Genomic DNA, 18,963 nt, shown 5'->3' on the forward strand with positions numbered 1-18,963 from the left:
CATGGTGCGCAGCAGAGCCAACAGACGCCTCCATCGCATCGCGATCTACTCGCTCTTCACGGTGGTCGCGCTCTACACGCTGTTTCCCTTCTACTGGATGATCGCCTCCTCGCTGAAATCCGGCCAGGCGATCTTCGACGTCACCTTCCTGCCGGACCTGAAGTTCAACAATTACGAGGCGATCCTGTCGGATGGCGTGTTCCTGCGCAGCCTGATGAACTCGCTGATCGTTGCCGCCTCCGTCGTGGCACTGTCGCTGGGGCTCGCGATCGCGGCCGCCTATGCGCTCGGCCGCATCGATTTCCGCGGCCGCTCGCCGATCATGTTCCTGTTCCTCGCGGTTTCGATGTTCCCGCAGATCGCACTGCTCTCCGGCCTCTTCGAGATGATCCGCTGGCTCGGGCTCTACAACACGCTGGGCTCGCTGATCTTCGCCTACATGATCTTTACGCTGCCCTTCAACATCTGGGTGCTGACTACCTTCATGCGCAGCCTGCCGCGCCAGATCGAGGAGGCCGCCATCATGGACGGCTGCTCGCCGCTCAGGATCGTGCGCTGCATCTTCCTGCCGATGATGGGGCCGGCGCTGATGTCGACGGGCCTGCTCGCCTTCATCGCCTCGTGGAACGAGTTCATGTTCGCGCTGACCTTCATCCTGACGGACGAGAACCGCACGGTTCCGGTGGCAATCGCGCTCATCTCCGGCTCCAGCCGCTACGAGTTCCCCTATGGCGCGATCATGGCCGCGTCGACCATCGTCACGGTGCCGCTGATCGTGCTGGCGCTCATCTTCCAGAAATACATCGTCTCCGGCCTCACGGCCGGGGCGGTCAAGGGTTAGGAAAGGTTCTTTTCATGCGTATCGTCCGTGTCGGTCTCATCGGTCTTGGCGAGGTGAGCCAGTTGATGCACCTGCCGATCCTCGCCGATCACCGCCATCTGTTCGAAGTGGCAGGCGTCTTCGACGTTTCGCCGAGCCTGACGGCCCATTGCGCCGAGCGCTATTCGACCGCCCGAGCCTATAAGAGCGCCGAGGCGTTGGTCGCTTCGCCGGATATCGACGCCGTCTTCATCCTGACGCCCGACCAGACGCACCGTCACTATCTCGACCTGGCGCTGAAGGCCGGCAAACATGTCTTCCTCGAAAAGCCCGCCTGCCTGACGCTCGGCGAGATCGACGACGTGGCGCCGCTGGCGAAAACGTCCGGCCGCCTCGTCTTCGTCGCCTACATGCGGCGCTATTCACCGAGCTTCCTGAAGGCGAAGGAGATGATGCCGGAACGTGAGGAACTGCGTTACGTGCGCGTGCGCGACCTCATCTGCGAAGGCCCCTTCTTCATCCGCCAGACCCGCAACATTTTTTACCCGCGCGATCTCGATGCCGGCTTCCTCGCCCAGTCGCGATCGGAAACCGAGGCATTGCTGCGCGACGTCGCCGGCAAGGACGCCTCCCCCAGCCTGATGCGCGCATACCAGGTGCTGACGGGCCTCTCCTCACATAGCCTTTCGGCCATGCGCGAGCTGATCGGCCTGCCGCAGCGCGTCATCGCCGCCCATCACAAGCAGAATGGCGAGCAGATCGTGGCGCTCTTCGACTACGGCCATTTCACCGCGATCTACGAGGCGCTGATCGACAATGTCGCGCGCTTCGACGCCCGAATCGAGGTGTACTCCGACCGCCGCCGCCTCAGCTTCGGCTACGACACGCCTTACATCCGCAACCTGCCGACCTCGCTGGAAGTGACGGATTCAACAGACAGCGAGACTGAAACGCGGGTCTTCGGGCCGAACTACACCGACCCCTTCGCCATCGAGCTGCGCGCCTTCCACGATCACCTGGTGAACGGTACGACGCCGAAGACGACGCTCGACGATTCCCGCCAGGACCTCGCCCTGATGGCGGATATCGTCGGTCGCCTGCGCGAGAGTTCGCAGCTATAGCGGGAAGATCGCAACAGCATGGGTATCGACATGGCAAGACGTGGCACCGCACGCGAACGCATCCTCACTGCGGCCGAGGAAATCGTCGTCAAGGACGGCGTCTCGACGCTGACCTTCGACAAGGTGGCGGAGGTGACCGGGCTTTCCAAGGGCGGCATCCTCTACCACTTCGCCAGCAAGGATGCGCTGGTGCGCGCCATGGTCGAACGCTTCGTCTACCGCTTCGAGACCGGCCTTGCCGGCCTTGAGGGAACGGACGCCGAGCCGCATGGCCGCTATACGCGCGCCTATGTTGCCGCCACGATGGGCGACGCCGCCAGCACCGGCGACCAGTACGACCGCCTCGGCGCCAGCATCACCGCGGCACTGTCGAACTTTCCCGATCTTCTCGAAATCGTCCACCAGCAGAACATCCGCTGCCAGGCGGCCGTCGAAAAGGACGGCCTCGACCCGGTGGAAGCCACCATCATCCGCCTTGCCATCGAAGGCATGTGGATGGCGGAGGTTTTTAACGTCATGCATCTCGACCCCGCCATGAAGCAGGCCGTCATCGAGCGGCTGATCGCCCGCACCCGTCCTGCTTCATCGCCTTGAAACAAAGGAGTTTTCCATGGGCTACAAGCCTTCCCCCCGTCCCGTCTTCGACCGGCCGAGCCACATTCCCTATGCCGGCGTGACGCGCCATCTGTGGGGCGAGGAGAATGCCGGCCTCGTCGACGACTGGATCTATGCGTCCACGGAAAACATCCACCAGATCGTCTTCGGCATGCAGCCCGGCGGCTGCTTCAAGCACACCGACGCCTTCCGCACGATTTTTGGCGCAGACGAACTGCTTTACGTGATCAGCGGCACGCTCGGCCTTGCCAATCCGGAAACGGGCGAAGTCTGCATCGCCAAGCAGGGCGAGGCGCTGTTCTTCCGCAAGGACACCTGGCACCACGGCTTCAACCTTGGCGAGGAACAGGTGCGCGTGCTGGAATTCTTCGCCCCGCCGCCGGCCAAGGGCACCTCCGGCCCCTATGCCCGCACCAAGCCGCTGCTTTCTGAAAACCGCTACATCCAGCAGGAGTTTCTGGGCCGCTGGCCGATGGCGGCGGAGGCGCAGCGCGAGGCCCGCACGATCCATCCGAAGCGCGATGCCGACATGCTCTGGAGCCTCGATGCGGAAACGCAGGGCGCCTATACCGGCTTTTACTGCGCGACGGACCAGCTGACCGTCGGCAAGACGACGGTGCTCGGCGGCAAGCGCACGCGCGTCGAGCGTCACAAGGGCGACGAATGCCTCTATGTCGTCTCCGGCGTGCTCAACATCCACATTCCGGATGCCGAAGGCCAGGCCTGGTTCGAGCTCAACCCGCGCGACGGCTTCTACATTCCCGCCGGTTTCGACCACCAGTATTTCAACATGGCGCACACGCCCTGCGAATTCGTCTTCGGCACCGCCCCAGATTATTGATCCGGGACGGGAGGTCCAGGGGCATCAGCCTTCGAACACCATCAGCGTGTCGCCGGCTTGCAGATAATCGCCTTCCTTGACGCGGAGGCACAGTTTTCCGGCCTTCGGGGCGAGAACCTGCGTCTCCATCTTCATCGCCTCCATGACCGCCACCAGCTCGCCTTCGGCAACAGTCGCACCATCGGCGATCTTGAAGCTCTGGAGCGTGCCGGAGACCGGGGCGGCGATGCCATCCTCGGCCGGCTTGCTGCCGGCGGGAGCCGCGCCCTGGCCTGCCGTGCCGAAGCCTGCGAGCAGCAGGCTCGGCAGCGCCAGCGCGACGCGTTTTCCGTCGATTTCCAGATGGGTGCGGATGAGCGACGGATCGCTTGCCGGCTCCGGCCGCGCCATGGCGTCCGGCATGGCAGCAAAATCGGTCTCGATCCAGCGGGTATGCACCTTGAAGCCGTCGGTGCCGATGAAATCCGCGGTGTCGATCGCCGCGCGATGGAACGGCAGCACCGTCGCCACACCCTCGATGCGGAATTCCTTCAGCGCCCGGCCGGCGCGGCGCAGTGCTTCTTCGCGCGTTGCACCGGTGACGATCAGCTTGGCCATCAGCGAATCGAAGACGCCCGGGATGCTGGAACCGCTGACGACGCCGCTATCCACGCGCACGCCCGGACCCGACGGCGGATCGAAGGTGGTGATCGTGCCCGGCGTCGGCAGGAAGCCGCGGCCCGGATCCTCGGCATTGATGCGGAACTCGATGGAATGGCCGCGCGGGGTCGGCGTTTCCAGCACGCGCAGCGGCTCCCCTTCGGCAATGCGGAACTGCTCGATGACGAGGTCGATGCCGGTGGTTTCTTCCGTCACCGGGTGCTCGACCTGCAGGCGGGTATTGACCTCCAGGAAGGAGATCGTGCCGTCGACGCCAAGCAGGAATTCGACCGTGCCGGCACCGGAATAGCCGGCCGCGGCGCAGATCGCCTTGGCGGCATCGTGGATCTTCTGGCGCTGTTCCGGTGTCAGGAAGGGCGCGGGCGCCTCTTCGATGAGTTTCTGGTTGCGCCGCTGCGCCGAGCAGTCGCGGGTGCCGAGCACCAGCACATTGCCGTGTTTGTCGGCGATGACCTGCGCCTCGATATGGCGCGGCCGGTCGAGGAAGCGCTCGAGGAAACATTCGCCGCGGCCGAAGGCGGCGGTCGCCTCTCGCACGGCGGATTCGTAGAGGTCCGCGACCTCCTCCATCTTCCAGGCGACCTTGATGCCGCGCCCGCCGCCGCCATAGGCGGCCTTGATGGCGACCGGCAGGCCGTGTTCTTCCGCAAAGGCGATGACTTCCGCCGCGGAAGAAACCGGACCATCGCTGCCTGCAACGAGCGGGGCACCCACATTTTGCGCGATGCGCCGCGCCTCGACCTTGTCGCCGAGTGCCTCGATCACATGCGGGTCCGGCCCGATCCAGGTGAGGCCGGCATCCTGCACCGCCTTGGCGAATTCCGCGCGCTCGGAGAGGAAGCCGTAGCCCGGATGCACGGCATCGGCGCCGGCGCGTTTGGCGATGGCGATCAGCTTTTCGATGTCGAGATAGGTTTCCGCCGGGCGCACGCCGCCGAGCCCGTAGGCCTCGTCGGCGAGGCGCACGAAGAGCGCATCGGCATCCGGATCGGCATAGACGGCGACCGACTGGAGGCCGTGGTCGCGGCAGGCGCGCAGGATGCGCACGGCGATTTCGCCACGATTGGCAATCAGCACTTTCTTCATGGCTTCTCCTCCTCGGAATTATCGGGTCGCGACGATGTCGGCGAAGGGGCCGATCGGGCGGAAACGGATTTTTGCGTTGATGGGGATCTGGCCGGCGAGATCCAGATGATATTCGGCGACCGCGCCGATGACGGGATAACCGCCGGTCAGCGGATGATCGGCGAGGAAGAGCACCGGCTGGCCGCTATGCGGCACCTGAATCGCGCCCGTCGCCGTGCCCTCGCTCGGCAGTTCGGCGCTGTCCTTGCGCTCCAGCGGGGTCTCGCCGGCAAGGCGGATGCCGACCCGGCTCGATTGCGGCGTGACCTGCCAGAGCTGGCCCGTCAGCGTCTCGATGCCCTTCTGCGTGAACCAGTCCGTGCGCGGGCCGAGCACCACGTCAAGCGTCACCACATCGCCAGTCGAAGGCGAGTCGAAGGCGGAGATTTCGTCGGTGGAGACGCTCGTGAGTCCGTCCTTGCGGTCTTTCAACACGAGTACGGTCCCGGCCGTCACCGGCTCGGGGCCGACCACCGCCAGCGTGTCGGTCGCCGCACTGCCGAGAACCGGCGCGACATCGAAGCCGCCGCGCACGGCGAGATAGGATCGCATACCCTTGCGCGGATGACCGACCGTCACGATGTCACCCGGCTCCAGCGAGATCGGCTGGTAGATTTCGAACTGGTTTTCGCGACCGGAAGCATCGCGCACCGTCACGGGACATGGCGCGCCGGCAAGGCCGATCACCGCGCGAACATTGCTCTCGAAGGAGAAGCCGCCGAGGGTGAGTTCGAGGGCCGGCGTGTTTGCCGGATTGCCAACGATGCGGTTTGCGGCATTGAAGGCGCCGCGGTCGAGCGCGCCGGAGGCGGAAACGCCCTGCCCCGTCTGGCCGAAGCGACCGAGGTCCTGGAACAGCGCCGGCATGGGGGCTGCGAGCACCTTGAACTGCGGTGCATCCGCCGCGACGCTGCTTTCCGGGCGAGGCGCGGATGCGGGTATGCTGACCGTCTTGCCCGATTTTTCGAGGTCGAAGAAGCGGACGCGGTAGCCGGGCTGGAACAGAGCGCCCGGATCGCGGTCGATGTCCCACATTTTGACGGGCGTCGTGCCGATGATCTGCCAGCCGCCGGGGCTTGCCTGCGGGTAGACGCCGCTGAAGGCACCGGCGATCGCCACGGAGCCGGCCGGGATGCGGGTGCGCGGGCTCTTGCGTCGCGGCACATGCAAGGCCGGATCGCCGCCGACGAGATATCCGAAGCCGGGCGCAAAGCCGCAGAAGGCGACCGTGAACTCGCTCTCGGTGTGGCGGCGGATGACCTCCTCGACGCTGAGGCCCGTGAGTTCCGCCACGTCCGCAAGGTCTTCGCCGTCATAACGCACCGGGATTTCTACCAGATGCTCGGAGGGCGCGATCCTTGCCGAAAGGTCGCGCGTGCCGATGCGCGCCGCAAGGTCCGCGGCAGACACCTTTCCCGGGTGGAAGCGGATCATCAGCGTGCGGGCGGCGGGCACCATTTCCGCGATGCCGGCGACGGGCTCCGCCTGAAGCGAGGCGAAGAGGGCGAGCGTCTCGTCGAGATCGGCGAGCTCGATGAGGATGGTGGTCAGGCTGACGGGAAGAAAGCGCATGAACCCTCACGCATGATAGGCGGAATCGGGGATATCGGTGATAAACATGTAGCCGGGAGCATGCGTGATGGCGAAGGGCACGCCCGAGGCCATCACGGCCGCCTGCGGGGTCACGCCGCACGCCCAGAACACCGGCACTTCACCGGGTTCGATGCGCACCGCGTCGCCGAAATCCGGTTTAGCGAGATCGGTAATGCCGATCTCTTCGGGTGCCCCGACATGTACCGGCGCGCCGTGTACCGCCGGGAAACGGCCGGAAATCGTTGCCGCATCCGCCACCCGCGCGGCCGGGATCGGCCGCATGGAGACGACCATATTGCCCTTGAGACGCCCGGCGGGGCGGCAGGCCTTGTTGGTGAGGTACATCGGCACGTTGCTCTTGTCCGTCATATGCCGGATCTCGATACCCGCCTCCACCATCGGCGTCTCGAAGGTGAAGGAGCAACCGATCAGGAAGGCGACGAGGTCGTCGCGCTCTGCCCAGGCCGCAGTCGCGTCGGGCGTCTCTTCGACAAGCTTGCCGTCCCGCCAAATGCGATAGAGCGGCAGGTCGGTGCGCAGGTCCGCACCGGGCGCCAGCAGCGTGGTTGGCGTGCCCGGGTCGGAAACGTCCAGCACCGGGCACGGTTTGGGATTGCGCTGCGCATAGAGCAGGAAATCGAAGGCCCAGTCGCGCGGCAGCACGATCATGTTGGCCTGCGTGAAGCCCGGCGCCACTCCGGAGGTCGGTTCGATGCGGCCGTCACGATAGGTTTTTCGCGCATCGCGGGCGGCTGTGGCGTCGGTGTGGTTGAGATAGGCTGTGGGGATCGTCATGGCCGCGCCTCAGCTCTTGTCGGCGAAGGAGCGGATGGCGATGCCTTCCGCCTCGAAACGACGGCGGATTTCTTGCGCGATGGCGACCGCGCCGGGGCTGTCGCCATGCACGCAGATCGACTGCGCCGCGATGCGGATGACGCTGCCGTCGATCGCCTCCAGCGTGCCCTCGCGGGCAAGCTGCACCATGCGGTCGGCAATTTTTTGCTCGTCGTGCAGCACGGCACCGGCCTCGCGGCGGGAGACGAGCTCGCCCTTCGGCGTATAGGCCCGGTCGGCGAAGGCTTCCGCGACGACGGCGAGGCCGGCGCGGCGCGCGAGATCGAGGATCGGCGCATTGGCAAGGCCCATCAGCACCAGCGACGGATCTACCGCCTTGATGCCGTCGATCACCGCCTGGCCCTGCTTGGCGTCATGGGCGATGCGGTTGTAGAGCGCGCCGTGCGGCTTGACGTAGCGCACGGTCGCTCCGGCCGCCGCGGCGACGCCCTTCAGCGCGCCGATCTGGTAGATCACGTCGGCGATCAGTTCTTCCGAGGTCGCATCCAGGTCGCGGCGGCCGAAGCCGACGCGGTCCGGATAGGAGACATGGGCGCCGATGACGACGCCGTTCTCCGCCGCAGCCTTGACGGTGCGGTAGATGCCCGCTGGATCGCCGGCGTGGAAACCGCAGGCGATGTTGGCCGAGGAGACGACGGCGAGCATGGCGGCATCGTCGCCCATGCGCCAGGCGCCATAGCTTTCGCCGAGATCACTGTTGAGATCGATCGCTACCATGGTCTTTCTCCCTTTAACCGAGCAGGCTGAAGATGGTGCCGGCCGACTTGTAGCCCATATACCATGTCAGCGCGCAGACCAGGACGCCGAGGGCCAGCAGCCAGCGCGGGTAACGATAGCCGCCCATCAGGTCCTCGCGCTTCCAGGCGGCGAAGAGGAAGATGGAAAGGCCGATCGGCAGGATGAGGCCATTGAGGCCGCCGACGAAGACCAGCATCGCGGCCGGCGGAGTCGTCATCAGCAGGTAGCAGACGAGCGAGATGGCGATGAAGACCACCGTTGCCATGTTGCGGGCATGTTCGCTGATGTCTTGCTTGAAGACGGTGATGAAAGAGACCGACGTATAGGCCGCACCGATGACGCTGGTGATGGCCGCAGCCCAGAAGATGATTCCGAAGAGACGCAGGCCGACATTGCCGGCTGCCGCCTGGAAGGCCTGCGCGGCAGGGTTTGCGCCCTGGCCGGACGTATCGATGACAACGCCGCTGGCAACAACGCCGAGGATGGCGAGGAACAGCACGTAGCGCATCAGGCCGGTAACGGTGATGCCGGTCAGTGCCGCGCGGTTGACGGCGGGCAGGTTTTCGACGCCGACCATGCCGCGGTCGAGCAGACGATGCGCGCCGGAATAGGTGATGTAGCCGCCGACAGTACCGCCGACGATCGTCGTGATGGTGGCAAAATCGATCGTGTCCGGTAGGACCGTCTGGAACAGCGCGTCACCAACGGGCGGACCGGAGACAAAGGCGACGTAGAGCGTCAGCACGATCATCAGGATGCCGGCGAAGATGATGAAGCGGTCGACGGCAAGCCCGGCGCGCTTCGACAGGAAGATGCCGATCGAGAAAACGGCACTAATGGCGCCGCCGATCTTCGGATCGAGGCCGAAGATGGCGTTGAGGCCGAGGCCCGTGCCGCCGATATTACCGATGTTGAAGAACAGCCCGCCCACGATGACGAGCACCGCCAGCAGATGGCCGGAACCGGGAATGGCGGCATTGGCGACATCGGAGGCGCGCATGCGCGTCAGGGTGACGATGCGCCAGATATTGAGCTGCACGACGAAGTCGATGAGGATCGAGGCAAGAATGCCGAAGGCGAAGGCGGCACCCAGCTTGGTGGTAAAGGTCGCCGTCTGGGTGATGAAGCCCGGGCCGATGGCGGATGTCGCCATCAGGAAGATTGCGGCAACAAGCGCCGACCGACGGGATTTGACCGTATGAATGCCTTGCGCGACCACACCCTGGCCGGCAGGCACGGCTGAACTCTGTTCCATGAGATTTCTCCGCTCTCACTCCATCCGCCCCTCGCGGATTCCATGACCGAATGATGAACTGCTACACAAAAATGTCAATATTGTTCAACAATATTTCTGTATCGTTCCTTATTTATGCCTTTTTACCAACCACATAGCGCGAGATTCGGGACAATTTCCGGCTCCACTGCCCCCGCATTCGTGCTAATGGCAGCGATGAAAGAGGGTTCGGACGCGAAAATGCCGGGCCGGGGAGAGTGGAATGACGGACGACGGAGATGGCCTGCCGCTTGCGGATCGACTGGCGCGGCGCATTCGCACGCTGCTGATCTCGGGCGAGCTTGCGCCCGGCCAGCGCCTGTCGGAGGCCGCCTTCAGCGAGCGTTTCGACGTCTCGCGCAACTCGCTGCGCGAAGCCTTCCGCCTGCTCACCAAGGATGGGCTGTTGCGCCACGAGGCCAATCGCGGCGTCTTCGTCGCGGTGCCCTCGATGGCCTCGATCATCGATATCTACCGCGTGCGGCGCATGCTGGAATGCGGCGCGCTGCGCCAGGCCTGGCAGCAGCACCCGGCCATCCGCGTCATGCGCGAGGCCGTGACGATGGCGCGGCGGGAGCGCGACCAGGCAAACTGGATCGGCGTCGGCAGCGCCAACATGAAGTTCCACGCCGCCATCATCGACCTCTCCGACAGCGTGCGGCTCAACGAATTCTACGAACGCATCGCGGCCGAGCTGCGCCTGTGTTTCGGGCTCCTGAACGACCCGGAACACCTGCATTCCCCCTTCGTCGACATGAACGACGCCATCACGACGCTGGTCGAGACCAACAAGCCGCATGAGGCGGCCGCACAGATGGAGACCTATCTCAACCTCGCCGAACGCACGATGCTGAAGGCGCTGGAGCGGGCCTCGGAACAGGCCTAGCGGAAGGCCGTCGCTAGGCGACGTCGGCGCGGCGCAGCGGCACGACGAGACCCGTCGCCTCCGCGCGAAAAGGCTCCGGACGGCCGATCGAATAGCCCTGCGCATAGTCCACGCCGATGGTTTGCAGCGCGGCGAAAATCTCCGTGTTTTCAACGAATTCGGCGATCGTCTTGCGCCCGGCGAGATGCGAGATCTGGTTGATCATCTCGACGGTCATCCAGTCCGCCTTGTCCGTCAGCATGTCGCGCACGAAGCTGCCGTCGATCTTGACGTAATCGACCGGCAGGCGCTTCAGGTAGGTCAGGGACGACATGCCCACGCCGAAATCGTCAAGCGCGAAGCGGCAGCCCATGGCGCGCATCGCGTTCATGAAGGCGATGGCCTCGTCGAGGTTCTCGATGGCGCTCGTCTCGGTGATCTCGAAGCACAGCACGTCGGCCGGCACCCGGCTGCGGCGCAGCGCATCGCGCAGGAACGGCAGGAAGGTATCGTCCTTCAGCGTCAGCCCGCTGAGATTGATCGAATAGGTGCCCGAAATAGTACCCCGGCGCCGGCCGATGATATCGAGCGCATTGCGCACCACCCAACGATCGAGCGACGGCATCAGGCCGAAACGCTCGGCGGCCGGAATGAAGGCGCCGGGCGCCAGCAGTTTGCCGTTCTCTTCCAGCCGGAGCAGGATTTCGCAATGTTCTTCCGCCTCGCCTGCCCCGACGGGCGCGATCGCCTGGGAGAACAGCCGAAAGCTGTCCTCTTCCAGTGCGCGGTGCAGGCGCTGCACCCAGTGCAGATTGGCGGTGAACTGGGTCTGTGCCGCATCGGTCGTCTCGAAGACGTGCACGCGGTTGCGCCCCTTCTCCTTCGCCATGTAGCACGCGATATCGGCGGCGCGCAGCGCTTCCTGCAGCGTGTAGCTGCGCTCTGCGAGATGCACCACGCCGACCGAGGCGCTGATCGAGTAGCGGTGCCCGTTCCAGACGAAGTCGATCGCCTCTGTGATTTCACGAAGCCGCATGGCGATGCGCAACGCATCTTCCGGCGAACAGTTCGGCAGCACGATGCCGAACTCGTCGCCGCCGAGCCGTGCGAGCAGGTCCGTGCCGCGGATCGCCTTGACGAGATCGCGCGCCACCCGGCGCAAAAGCTCGTCGCCCGCTGCATGGCCGCCATTGTCGTCCACGGCCTTGAACTGGTCGAGATCGATGAACATCAGCGCATGGCGGGTTTGCGGCCCATCCAGCATGCGGCCGAGCTCGTCCTCGAAGAGCCGCCGGTTCGGCAGGCCGGTGAGGTCGTCGTGATGGGCGCTGAAGGACAGTTGCTCCTCGATCCTGCGCCGGTGGGTGAGGAAACTATTCAGCCGCCAGACGGTGAGTACGATGAAGATCAGTGCCATCGCCACGTTGCTGACGAGGAGCACGGTCTGCACCTGGCGCGTGCCCTCTCCGAGACGATCGGAGAAGCGTTTGGTGAGCGGCGTCACCAGCGCGTTGATCTCGTCGAGCTGGCGCGTGATGTCGCGGCGGTCGACCTCGTTGACATGCTGGGAGGTGACCGCCTCGCCGATCGGCAGCAACTGCATCAGGACGCCTTCGGCCGTGCGCCAGTCGCGAATGCAGGCCTCCATGACGGGCAGCCAGCGGAAATAGCGGAAAAGCCAGATGACGCTCGGGATGTCGTCCGGATGGTTGGCACCATCGAGGAAGCCCTGGTATGCGGCCTCGATATCCGGCGGGCTCGCCTCCAGCGCCAGCCGCGCCGCGCGGTCGCCCATCGGGATCGCCATCGCCTCGTGGTAACGATCGACGAAGGAGCGGTTACCTGATTCCGCATAGCGGTTGAGGTAGTAGAGCGCGTCGTGTTGGCCCTTGGACCACAGGCTTTCGCCGGTCACGAAGGCGCGCAGCGACGAGGTGACCTCAAGGCTGAATGTCGCAAGTGCTGTCTGCAGAAGCACGATCAGCACGAACGGCCAGGCGACGGAAATCAGGCGAAGCGTGCTCCTGGGGGATCGCTTCATGGCCGCCCTCTGGCGTTAGCGGTCGCTGTCGTCCCGTCCAAAGGCCGTACCCGTCTCACCACGTTCATTCCATGCCATCGCTTCGGTACAGACGATTGGAACACAAGAGAGTGATGAAAGCGCTAATACAACCTTGAGATTGCATTCTATCGAGCGTTATTTGGCACAGATCGAACGAGCCGGCACCGGCGACGAAATCGCCGGTGCCTCGCCCGAAGTGATCACGCCGCGGCGTCCGTCGCCCTCGGCTCGCTCGCCGAAAGTCGCCGCCAGAGCGGCGTCATGGCCTCGGTGATATCCTTGTAGAGCGCGTAGCGGCGATTGTAGTGCGCGGCCAGCGCACCGTTCGGCTGGTAATGCCGCTCGACCCGCACCATGGCATTGGCCCCTTCCGTGAAATCGGCGAAGAGGCCGACGCCCGTGCCCGCCGCGATCGCCGCCCCCAGTGCCCCCGTCTCGCGTGAGACGGCGACGGTCACGGGCACGCCGAGCACATCGGCAAAGATCTGAGGCCAGAGCTTGCTGCGCGACCCACCGCCCGACAGTACCGCCTCGTCGAAGGTGGCGCCCGCCTTGCGGATCGTCTCGATATGGTGGCGATGACCGAAGGCGACGCCTTCGAGCAGCGCGCGCACGAGATGCCCCTTGGTGTGCCATCCGGCAATGCCGTAAAAGCCGGCCCGCGCGTGGCCATTCTGCTGGGCGCCATAGAGATAGGGGTGGTAGAGCGGGTCGTCCGCCGCAGGCTCCACCGCCGCGGCAAAGGCGCAGCAGGCATCGAAGGGCGAGACGCCTTCCTCGTGCTCGCCCTCGAAAAATTCCCGCACCAGCCATTCCAGATTGGCCGCCGAGGTGGCGCTGTTTTCCATAGCCATGTAGCGGGTGCGGTCGAAGGTCGAGGACATGAAGACCGGACCGTCGAGATCGGGACCGTCGATGATGACCTGGTTGATGCTCCAGGTGCCGGCGATGATCGAGGCGCTGCCCGTGCGCGAGACGCCGGAGCCCAGCGCCGAGGCGACGACATCGAACAGCCCGCCGATAACCGGCGTGCCGGCGGCAAGGCCGGTTTCCCGCGCCACCTCTTCCGTCACCGTGCCGGCAATGTCGGCGCTTTCGATGAGCGGCGGCAGCAGGTCCATGCAATCGCCAAGGCCATAGGCCTCCATCAACGTCTTGTCGTAGCGGCGCCCTGCCAGATCGAGCAGCCCGGCGCCGGACATGTCAGAGACCTCGCTGACGCGCTTTCCCGTCAGCCGGTTGACCACGAAATCCTTGGAGAAGAACACCGTCCCGATACGCTGGAAAAGCTCCGGCCGGTGGCGCTTCAGCCAGGCGAGCAAGGTCGGCGTCTGGGACGGCCAGGGGCGCTGGCGAGCCAGCGGATAGGTCCGGTCGCCGACGCCTTGCGCGGCCCATTCTTCAACGAGGCCGGTCGCCCGCGTGTCGAGCGACTGGATGCCGATGAGCGGCTCGCCGGCCCGGTCGAGCGCATAAAGCCCGTTGCCGTGGCCGGCGCAGCCGATCGCGGCGATGTCCTCCGCCGCGATGCCCGCCTTGTCGAGGCAGGTGCGGATGACGCGCCGGGCATTGGCCCAGAGCTCGCCGAGATCGCGCTCGACATGGCCGGGATGCGGCATGCGGCTATGGCCTTCCTCCCCCGCATAGGCCACTTCCCGGCCCGTGCGGTCGAAAATCACCGCCTTGATGACGGTGTTGCCGGCATCGAGCCCCAGCAGATAGTTTTGCATTCTGAACCCCTCCCAAGGCGCATTTATCGTTTACGCAATTCCGGCCGGAAAACCGCTTCACACTTTTCCTGGAATTGCTCGTGCCCCATCAAGCCTGCTGATACAGCGCGAAGGCTTCCTCGCCGCTCGCATCCTGGTGGATGATCGCCATCAGCCCGCGCACCACTGCACTCGGATTGGCATGCTGGTAGATGTTGCGCCCATAGACCATGCCCACTGCGCCCTGCCGCATCAAGGCCGCCGACTTGTCGAACACGGCGCGAAGATCCTCCTTGCCGCCGCCGCGCACCAGAACCGGGCAGCGCGCGGCTTCCACGACGCGGTGGAAATCCTCCGCATTGGTCGTCGGGTCCGCCTTGATGATATCGGCGCCCATCTCGCGGGCAAGCCGCGTCAGGGTCACGATCTTTTCCGCATCGCCATCGACCATGTAGCCGCCGCGTTCCGTGACGGGCTGCATGACGAGCGGCTCGATCATCAGCGGCATGCCGTATTTCTCGCAGTCGGCCCGCACGCGCGAAATATTCTGCACGCATTGGCGGAAGAGGTCCGGCTCTTCCGGCAGCATGAAGAGGTTGACCACCACGCAGGCGGCATCCATCTGCAAGGCGCCGATCAGCGGCTCGGCCTCGTTCTGCAGCACGGCCCACATGTCGCGGTGGCGGATGCGGTTATAGGGGTTGCCCATGTCGATGCGCATGACGAGCGCCGGCTTGTCCTTGCCGGGAATGTCCTGCAACAGGTCGGCCTGGCCGTAGTTCATCTGGATGGCATCCGGCCCGGCATCGACCAGCGCCTTCACCACGGCCGGCACGTTCTCCAGCCCGTCGAGGAAGGACGGCTCGTTGCACACGCCGTGATCGATCGCCACGTCCAGGCAACGGCCGTTGCCGAACAGCCGGTTCATCCGGACCTTGCGGTTGTTTCGCATAATTCACTCCTTTGTTCGTTCCTTGCGGAAAGGCTTTTTTCGGTGACGCCGTGGCGCTCACCCATGAGGGTTAGAAAACGGCTGCGCTCGTCGGCGGCGCGCTGGTTAGACCAGCCTTTTTCGGCGGCCAGCACATCGAGGGCGGCGTCGGCCATGGCGAGCGAAAGTTCGCCGGTGATGGCAAGCGTCGTGCGGCGCGTCAGCAGGTCGTCCAGATGCTCGACCGCTTCGGTGCGGATGAGATGGATCAGTTCGCGGACGCTGTAGGCGTCATGCGGCAAAGCATGGTCCGGCGCCGTGGCGATAAAGCGGGCAACATCGGCGGCATCCGTGCCGTAGCGCTCGAACAGCAAAGCGGCCCGGTCCGCAGAAATGCCCGTCGAGGCCGCGAGGTCGCGAACCCAGCCGCTGCCGTCCTTCGGAAAAGCCCGGCCGCCGCCGATGGTGCGCTCCGCGGTATCGACGCGACGCGACTTTCCAAGCCGCTCCAGCGCCATGTCCGCGGCCATCTCGCCGAAGGAGCGGAAGGTCGTCCACTTGCCGCCGATCATGCAGAGCACCGGCGGCCCGCCGTTCTGGCCTTCCAGCACGGTGCAAAAATGGTCGCGCGGGATGCGGCCGGTAAAGCTGTCGTTGCTTGCCGGCAGCGGGCGCACGCCGGCGAACTGGAAGACGATCTCCTCCGGCCGGATTTTGACGCCCGGCAGCACGAAAGCGAGCGATTGCAGGATGTAGTCGCGCTCATCCGCCTCGCAGCGCACCGTGCCGGGATCGTCCACACGGATATCCGTCGAGCCGACAAGCACCTTGCCGAGATAGGGGAAGAGGATGCAGATGCGCCCGTCTTCGTTCTCGTAATAGATCATGTGCCCGTCGAGCATGTCGCGCAGGCCGGCATTGTCGATGATCAGATGCGAGCCCTTGGTGCCGCCCACCAGCGGCACGGGACGGGCCTCCTGCGAAAACAGCGTGCCGTTCGCAATATCGATCCAGCCGCCGGTCGCATTGATGACCAGCCTCGGCTGGATGGAAAGCGTTTCGCCGGACACACCATCGCGCAGCAAGAACTCTCCCGCACCCGCCTGCTCGACCGTCGCATAGTTCAGCGCCTTGGCATTCGCCCCGGCGGAGAGGCCGTCGCGCAGAAGCTCGATGCCGATGCGCTCCGGATGGCTGACCCAGGCGTCGTAATAGGTCGCGGAATTGCGGATCGCCGGATTGAGCGCCGGCCATTTCTCCAGCGTCGCCTTGCGGCCGCGGAACTGGTGTTTTGGCATCAGCGCCCGTTTGCGCGTCAGGAAATCATAGATGCCAAGGCCTGTCTTGATGGCGATGGCGCCACGGCGGCTGGGGCGGCGGGTGAGGCCGAGGAAACGCACGATGCCGTTGGCGAGACCGGAAAAGACATCGAAGATCGGCACTGTCGTCGGCAGCGGCGCGACATAGTGGGGGGCGTTGCGCAGCAACCTGTCGCGCTCGACGAGCGATTCCTGCACCAGACTGAACTCGCCGTTCTCCAGATAACGAAGACCGCCATGAACCATGCGCGAAAGCGCAGCACTGGCGCCGGAACAATAGTCGTCCTTCTCGACGAGCAGCACGTCGACGCCCTGCAACGCCAGCTCGCGGAAGACGCTGAGCCCGTTGATGCCGCCGCCGAGGACGCACACGTCCACCTTCGGGCTCCGGCGAAGCCCGTCCATTGTCTCTGCACGGTTCATGATGGCAGCCCGTTATCCGTCCATGGTGGCGAGTTGCGCCGATATGGCGGCGTTGATGGCCGCAAGATCGTCACCCGAAAGCCGGAGTGTTCCGGCCCGCGCATTGTCGAGCGCCTGCGCCGGGTTTCGCGCGCCGCAGAGCGCGAAGGTCACGCCCTCCTGCGCCAGCGTCCAGGCGATCACCGCCTGCGCGATGCTGGCGCCGTGGCGCTCCGCGACCGGCCGGATCGCCTCGGAAAAGTCCTTGGCCTTCTGGCGATTGGCGACGGAGAAGCGCGGATTGTCCTTACGCTGGTCGTCGCCGGCAAACACCCGGTCCGGGCCAATCGTGCCCGACAGCAGGCCGAGCGCCAGCGAGGAATAGCTGAGCGTCGACACGCCGCTTTTGATAGTGAGCGGCAGCAGGTCCGCCTCGATCTCGCGATCGATCATGCTGAACCGCTCCTGGATCGCATCGAGCGACCCGGTAGCAATATACTGTTCGAGTTCCGAGCGGTTGACGTTGCTCGCGCCGATCGCGCGGATCTTCCCGGCCTTTTTCAGTTCCTCCAGCGCCGCGACCGTCTCTTCGATCGGCGTCGTCGGGTCCTGCCAGTGGGTAATGTAGAGGTCGATATAGTCGGTGCCGAGCCGGCGCAGGCTTTCCTCGACCTCATGGATGATCCCATCCCGGCCGAGATAACGGTGCACCGGCTTGCCGTCCTGGTCGAAGAAGTGGTTGCCCTTCTGTGTGTGCCAGACGAGGCCACATTTCGTGGCGATCACCGCCTTGTCGCGGCGGCCGGCCAACGCCTTGCCGACGATCTCTTCCGAGCGGCCAAGGCCATAGGCGGGCGCCGTGTCGATAAGTGTTACGCCGGCATCGAGCGAGGCCTGGATGGCGGCGATCGATTCCGCCTCGTCCGTGCCGCCCCACATCCAGCCGCCGATCGCCCAGGTGCCGAGGCCGACGGCGGAGGCCTTGACGCCAGAGCGTCCGATGTCACGGGTCAATTGTTCACCGCTCATGCGGAAAATCCTTCCTGGGATGCCATGTCGAGAATGCGTGCGCCGGTCGCCTCGTCGGTGACGAGCGTGTCGAGATGATTGCCGCGCAGCACGCTGAGAATCGGCCCGGCCTTGTTCGGGCCGCTCGCGACGCCGATCTTCGTCGGGATCGAGGCGAATTCCTTGAGTGTCAGCGAGACCAGCGAGCGGTTGAGGCTGTAGTCGCAGACCCGGCCGTGATCATCGAGCAGATGGGCGAGCAGTTCGCAGCTCGCGCCCGAGCGCTCGATAGCCGCACGGTCGGTGCTGGAGGACGGGTGCAGGTCGTAGTAGCTCGAATCGTCCGTGAGGATCGAGCCGATGCCGACCACGGCCACCTTCGCCTCGCGTGCCCGCTGAAACACATCGGCGACGGAGCGCATGTTGATCAGCATTTCCCGCTGCTCGGCATCATCGGCAAAGAGCGGCGCGTGGATCTGGTAGGAGCGCCCGCCGAGCCGATCGGCCATCATCGTCGAGACGTGGTTGACGTCGGTATAGTGTTTGCCCTGCACGCAGCCCGTGCTGGGAATGACCTCGACATCGAAGCGGCGCGGTGCCTGGAGGCCGGCGACGACGGCGCTGACGCCCTTGCCGCCGGTGATGCAGATCGTGTCGCCATCGGCGATCTCTTCGAGCAGCAGCCGGGCCGCCGCCTCGCCGACCGCCTGAAGTGCTGTCTGCGGATTGTCGGAGACCGTGGGCACCACGACGGCGCGGCTGATGCCGCCGAGCGCCAGAAGCCGTTCTTCCATGTCGACCAAGGGCTCGACCGGCGACTTGATCTTGATTTCGACGAGGCCGAGCTGGCGGCCGCGCTTGATGAGGCGGTTGACGGTGGCGTGCGACAGGCCGAGCTGGTCGGCGATCTGCGCCTGCGTCAGGCCTTCGAGGAAGTGCAGCACGAGCGCCTGGTGCATCTGGCGGGCGATGACGATTTCTTCGCGTGGCGCCGTGGTCTTGGGTTTCAGCTTGGCGATCGGCATG

Annotated in this window: 16 protein-coding genes; 5 read left to right on the top strand and 11 right to left on the bottom strand. The window is 65.1% G+C overall.

The features are described from left to right. Window position 1 precedes the first annotated feature (1 nt). Genes J2Y63_RS08700 through J2Y63_RS08715 form a run of 4 tightly spaced genes read left to right on the top strand, consistent with a single transcriptional unit; the run spans window position 2 to window position 3,397 of the window. Window positions 2-841 carry a carbohydrate ABC transporter permease gene (locus J2Y63_RS08700; protein WP_435265734.1) on the top strand — a complete coding sequence of 280 codons (840 nt, stop codon included), beginning with the start codon at window positions 2-4 and terminating at the stop codon, window positions 839-841. 14 nt (window positions 842-855) lie between these two features. Then, on the top strand, window positions 856-1,941 hold the full coding sequence (locus tag J2Y63_RS08705; protein ID WP_435265735.1) for a Gfo/Idh/MocA family protein: 1,086 nt from the start codon (window positions 856-858) through the stop codon (window positions 1,939-1,941). 30 nt (window positions 1,942-1,971) lie between these two features. Beyond that, complete coding sequence (locus J2Y63_RS08710) at window positions 1,972-2,535, top strand: TetR family transcriptional regulator (protein ID WP_435265736.1); 564 nt, start codon at window positions 1,972-1,974, stop codon at window positions 2,533-2,535. Between the two features lie 16 nt (window positions 2,536-2,551). Beyond that, a complete protein-coding gene (locus J2Y63_RS08715; protein ID WP_435265737.1) occupies window positions 2,552-3,397 on the top strand; it encodes a cupin domain-containing protein in 846 nt (281 codons plus the stop codon). A 24-nt stretch (window positions 3,398-3,421) separates the two neighbouring features. Here J2Y63_RS08715 and J2Y63_RS08720 read toward each other — a convergent pair whose 3' ends face one another. From J2Y63_RS08720 to J2Y63_RS08740, 5 genes are read right to left on the bottom strand one after another with little or no spacing between them, the layout of a single operon-like run. Further along, window positions 3,422-5,143, bottom strand: a complete 1,722-nt coding sequence (locus J2Y63_RS08720; RefSeq protein ID WP_435265738.1) for an acetyl/propionyl/methylcrotonyl-CoA carboxylase subunit alpha — start codon at window positions 5,141-5,143, stop codon at window positions 3,422-3,424. Window positions 5,144-5,161: 18 nt separating this feature from the next. Beyond that, window positions 5,162-6,754: a 5-oxoprolinase/urea amidolyase family protein gene (locus tag J2Y63_RS08725; protein ID WP_435265739.1), complete on the bottom strand. Its 1,593-nt coding sequence runs from the start codon at window positions 6,752-6,754 to the stop codon at window positions 5,162-5,164. A 6-nt stretch (window positions 6,755-6,760) separates the two neighbouring features. Further along, window positions 6,761-7,570: a putative hydro-lyase gene (locus tag J2Y63_RS08730; protein ID WP_435265740.1), complete on the bottom strand. Its 810-nt coding sequence runs from the start codon at window positions 7,568-7,570 to the stop codon at window positions 6,761-6,763. A gap of 9 nt (window positions 7,571-7,579) precedes the next feature. Further along, the gene (locus tag J2Y63_RS08735) at window positions 7,580-8,347 is read right to left on the bottom strand and encodes a LamB/YcsF family protein (protein ID WP_435265741.1); all 768 of its coding nucleotides are present in this window, start codon (window positions 8,345-8,347) and stop codon (window positions 7,580-7,582) included. Between the two features lie 13 nt (window positions 8,348-8,360). Then, entirely contained in the window at window positions 8,361-9,623 is a 1,263-nt protein-coding gene (locus tag J2Y63_RS08740; RefSeq protein ID WP_435265742.1) for an NRAMP family divalent metal transporter, read from the bottom strand. Window positions 9,624-9,864: 241 nt separating this feature from the next. On the opposite strand from J2Y63_RS08740, the gene J2Y63_RS08745 reads away from it, so the two are divergent. After that, a complete protein-coding gene (locus tag J2Y63_RS08745) occupies window positions 9,865-10,527 on the top strand; it encodes a GntR family transcriptional regulator (protein WP_435265743.1) in 663 nt (220 codons plus the stop codon). Between the two features lie 13 nt (window positions 10,528-10,540). On the opposite strand, the gene J2Y63_RS08750 is transcribed toward J2Y63_RS08745, so the two are convergent. The 6 genes from J2Y63_RS08750 to J2Y63_RS08775 form a co-directional block, all read right to left on the bottom strand. Next, on the bottom strand, window positions 10,541-12,547 hold the full coding sequence (locus J2Y63_RS08750) for a putative bifunctional diguanylate cyclase/phosphodiesterase (RefSeq protein WP_435265744.1): 2,007 nt from the start codon (window positions 12,545-12,547) through the stop codon (window positions 10,541-10,543). 221 nt (window positions 12,548-12,768) lie between these two features. Next, entirely contained in the window at window positions 12,769-14,298 is a 1,530-nt protein-coding gene (locus J2Y63_RS08755) for an FGGY-family carbohydrate kinase (RefSeq protein WP_435265745.1), read from the bottom strand. 88 nt (window positions 14,299-14,386) lie between these two features. Then, window positions 14,387-15,229 carry a class I fructose-bisphosphate aldolase gene (locus tag J2Y63_RS08760; protein ID WP_435265746.1) on the bottom strand — a complete coding sequence of 281 codons (843 nt, stop codon included), beginning with the start codon at window positions 15,227-15,229 and terminating at the stop codon, window positions 14,387-14,389. Continuing rightward, entirely contained in the window at window positions 15,202-16,950 is a 1,749-nt protein-coding gene (locus J2Y63_RS08765; RefSeq protein WP_435265747.1) for an FAD-dependent oxidoreductase, read from the bottom strand. The genes J2Y63_RS08760 and J2Y63_RS08765 overlap by 28 nt, the downstream gene beginning before the upstream one ends. Window positions 16,951-16,962: 12 nt before the next feature. After that, complete coding sequence (locus J2Y63_RS08770) at window positions 16,963-17,958, bottom strand: aldo/keto reductase (protein ID WP_435265748.1); 996 nt, start codon at window positions 17,956-17,958, stop codon at window positions 16,963-16,965. Then, window positions 17,955-18,962, bottom strand: coding sequence for a sugar-binding transcriptional regulator (locus J2Y63_RS08775; protein ID WP_435265749.1), 1,008 nt, complete (start codon window positions 18,960-18,962; stop codon window positions 17,955-17,957). Before J2Y63_RS08775 ends, J2Y63_RS08770 begins: the two co-directional genes overlap by 4 nt. Window position 18,963 lies beyond the last annotated feature (1 nt).

The sequence above is a fragment of the Shinella sp. BE166 genome (genome assembly GCF_051201095.1).
In the GTDB taxonomy this organism is placed as follows: domain Bacteria; phylum Pseudomonadota; class Alphaproteobacteria; order Rhizobiales; family Rhizobiaceae; genus Shinella; species Shinella lacus.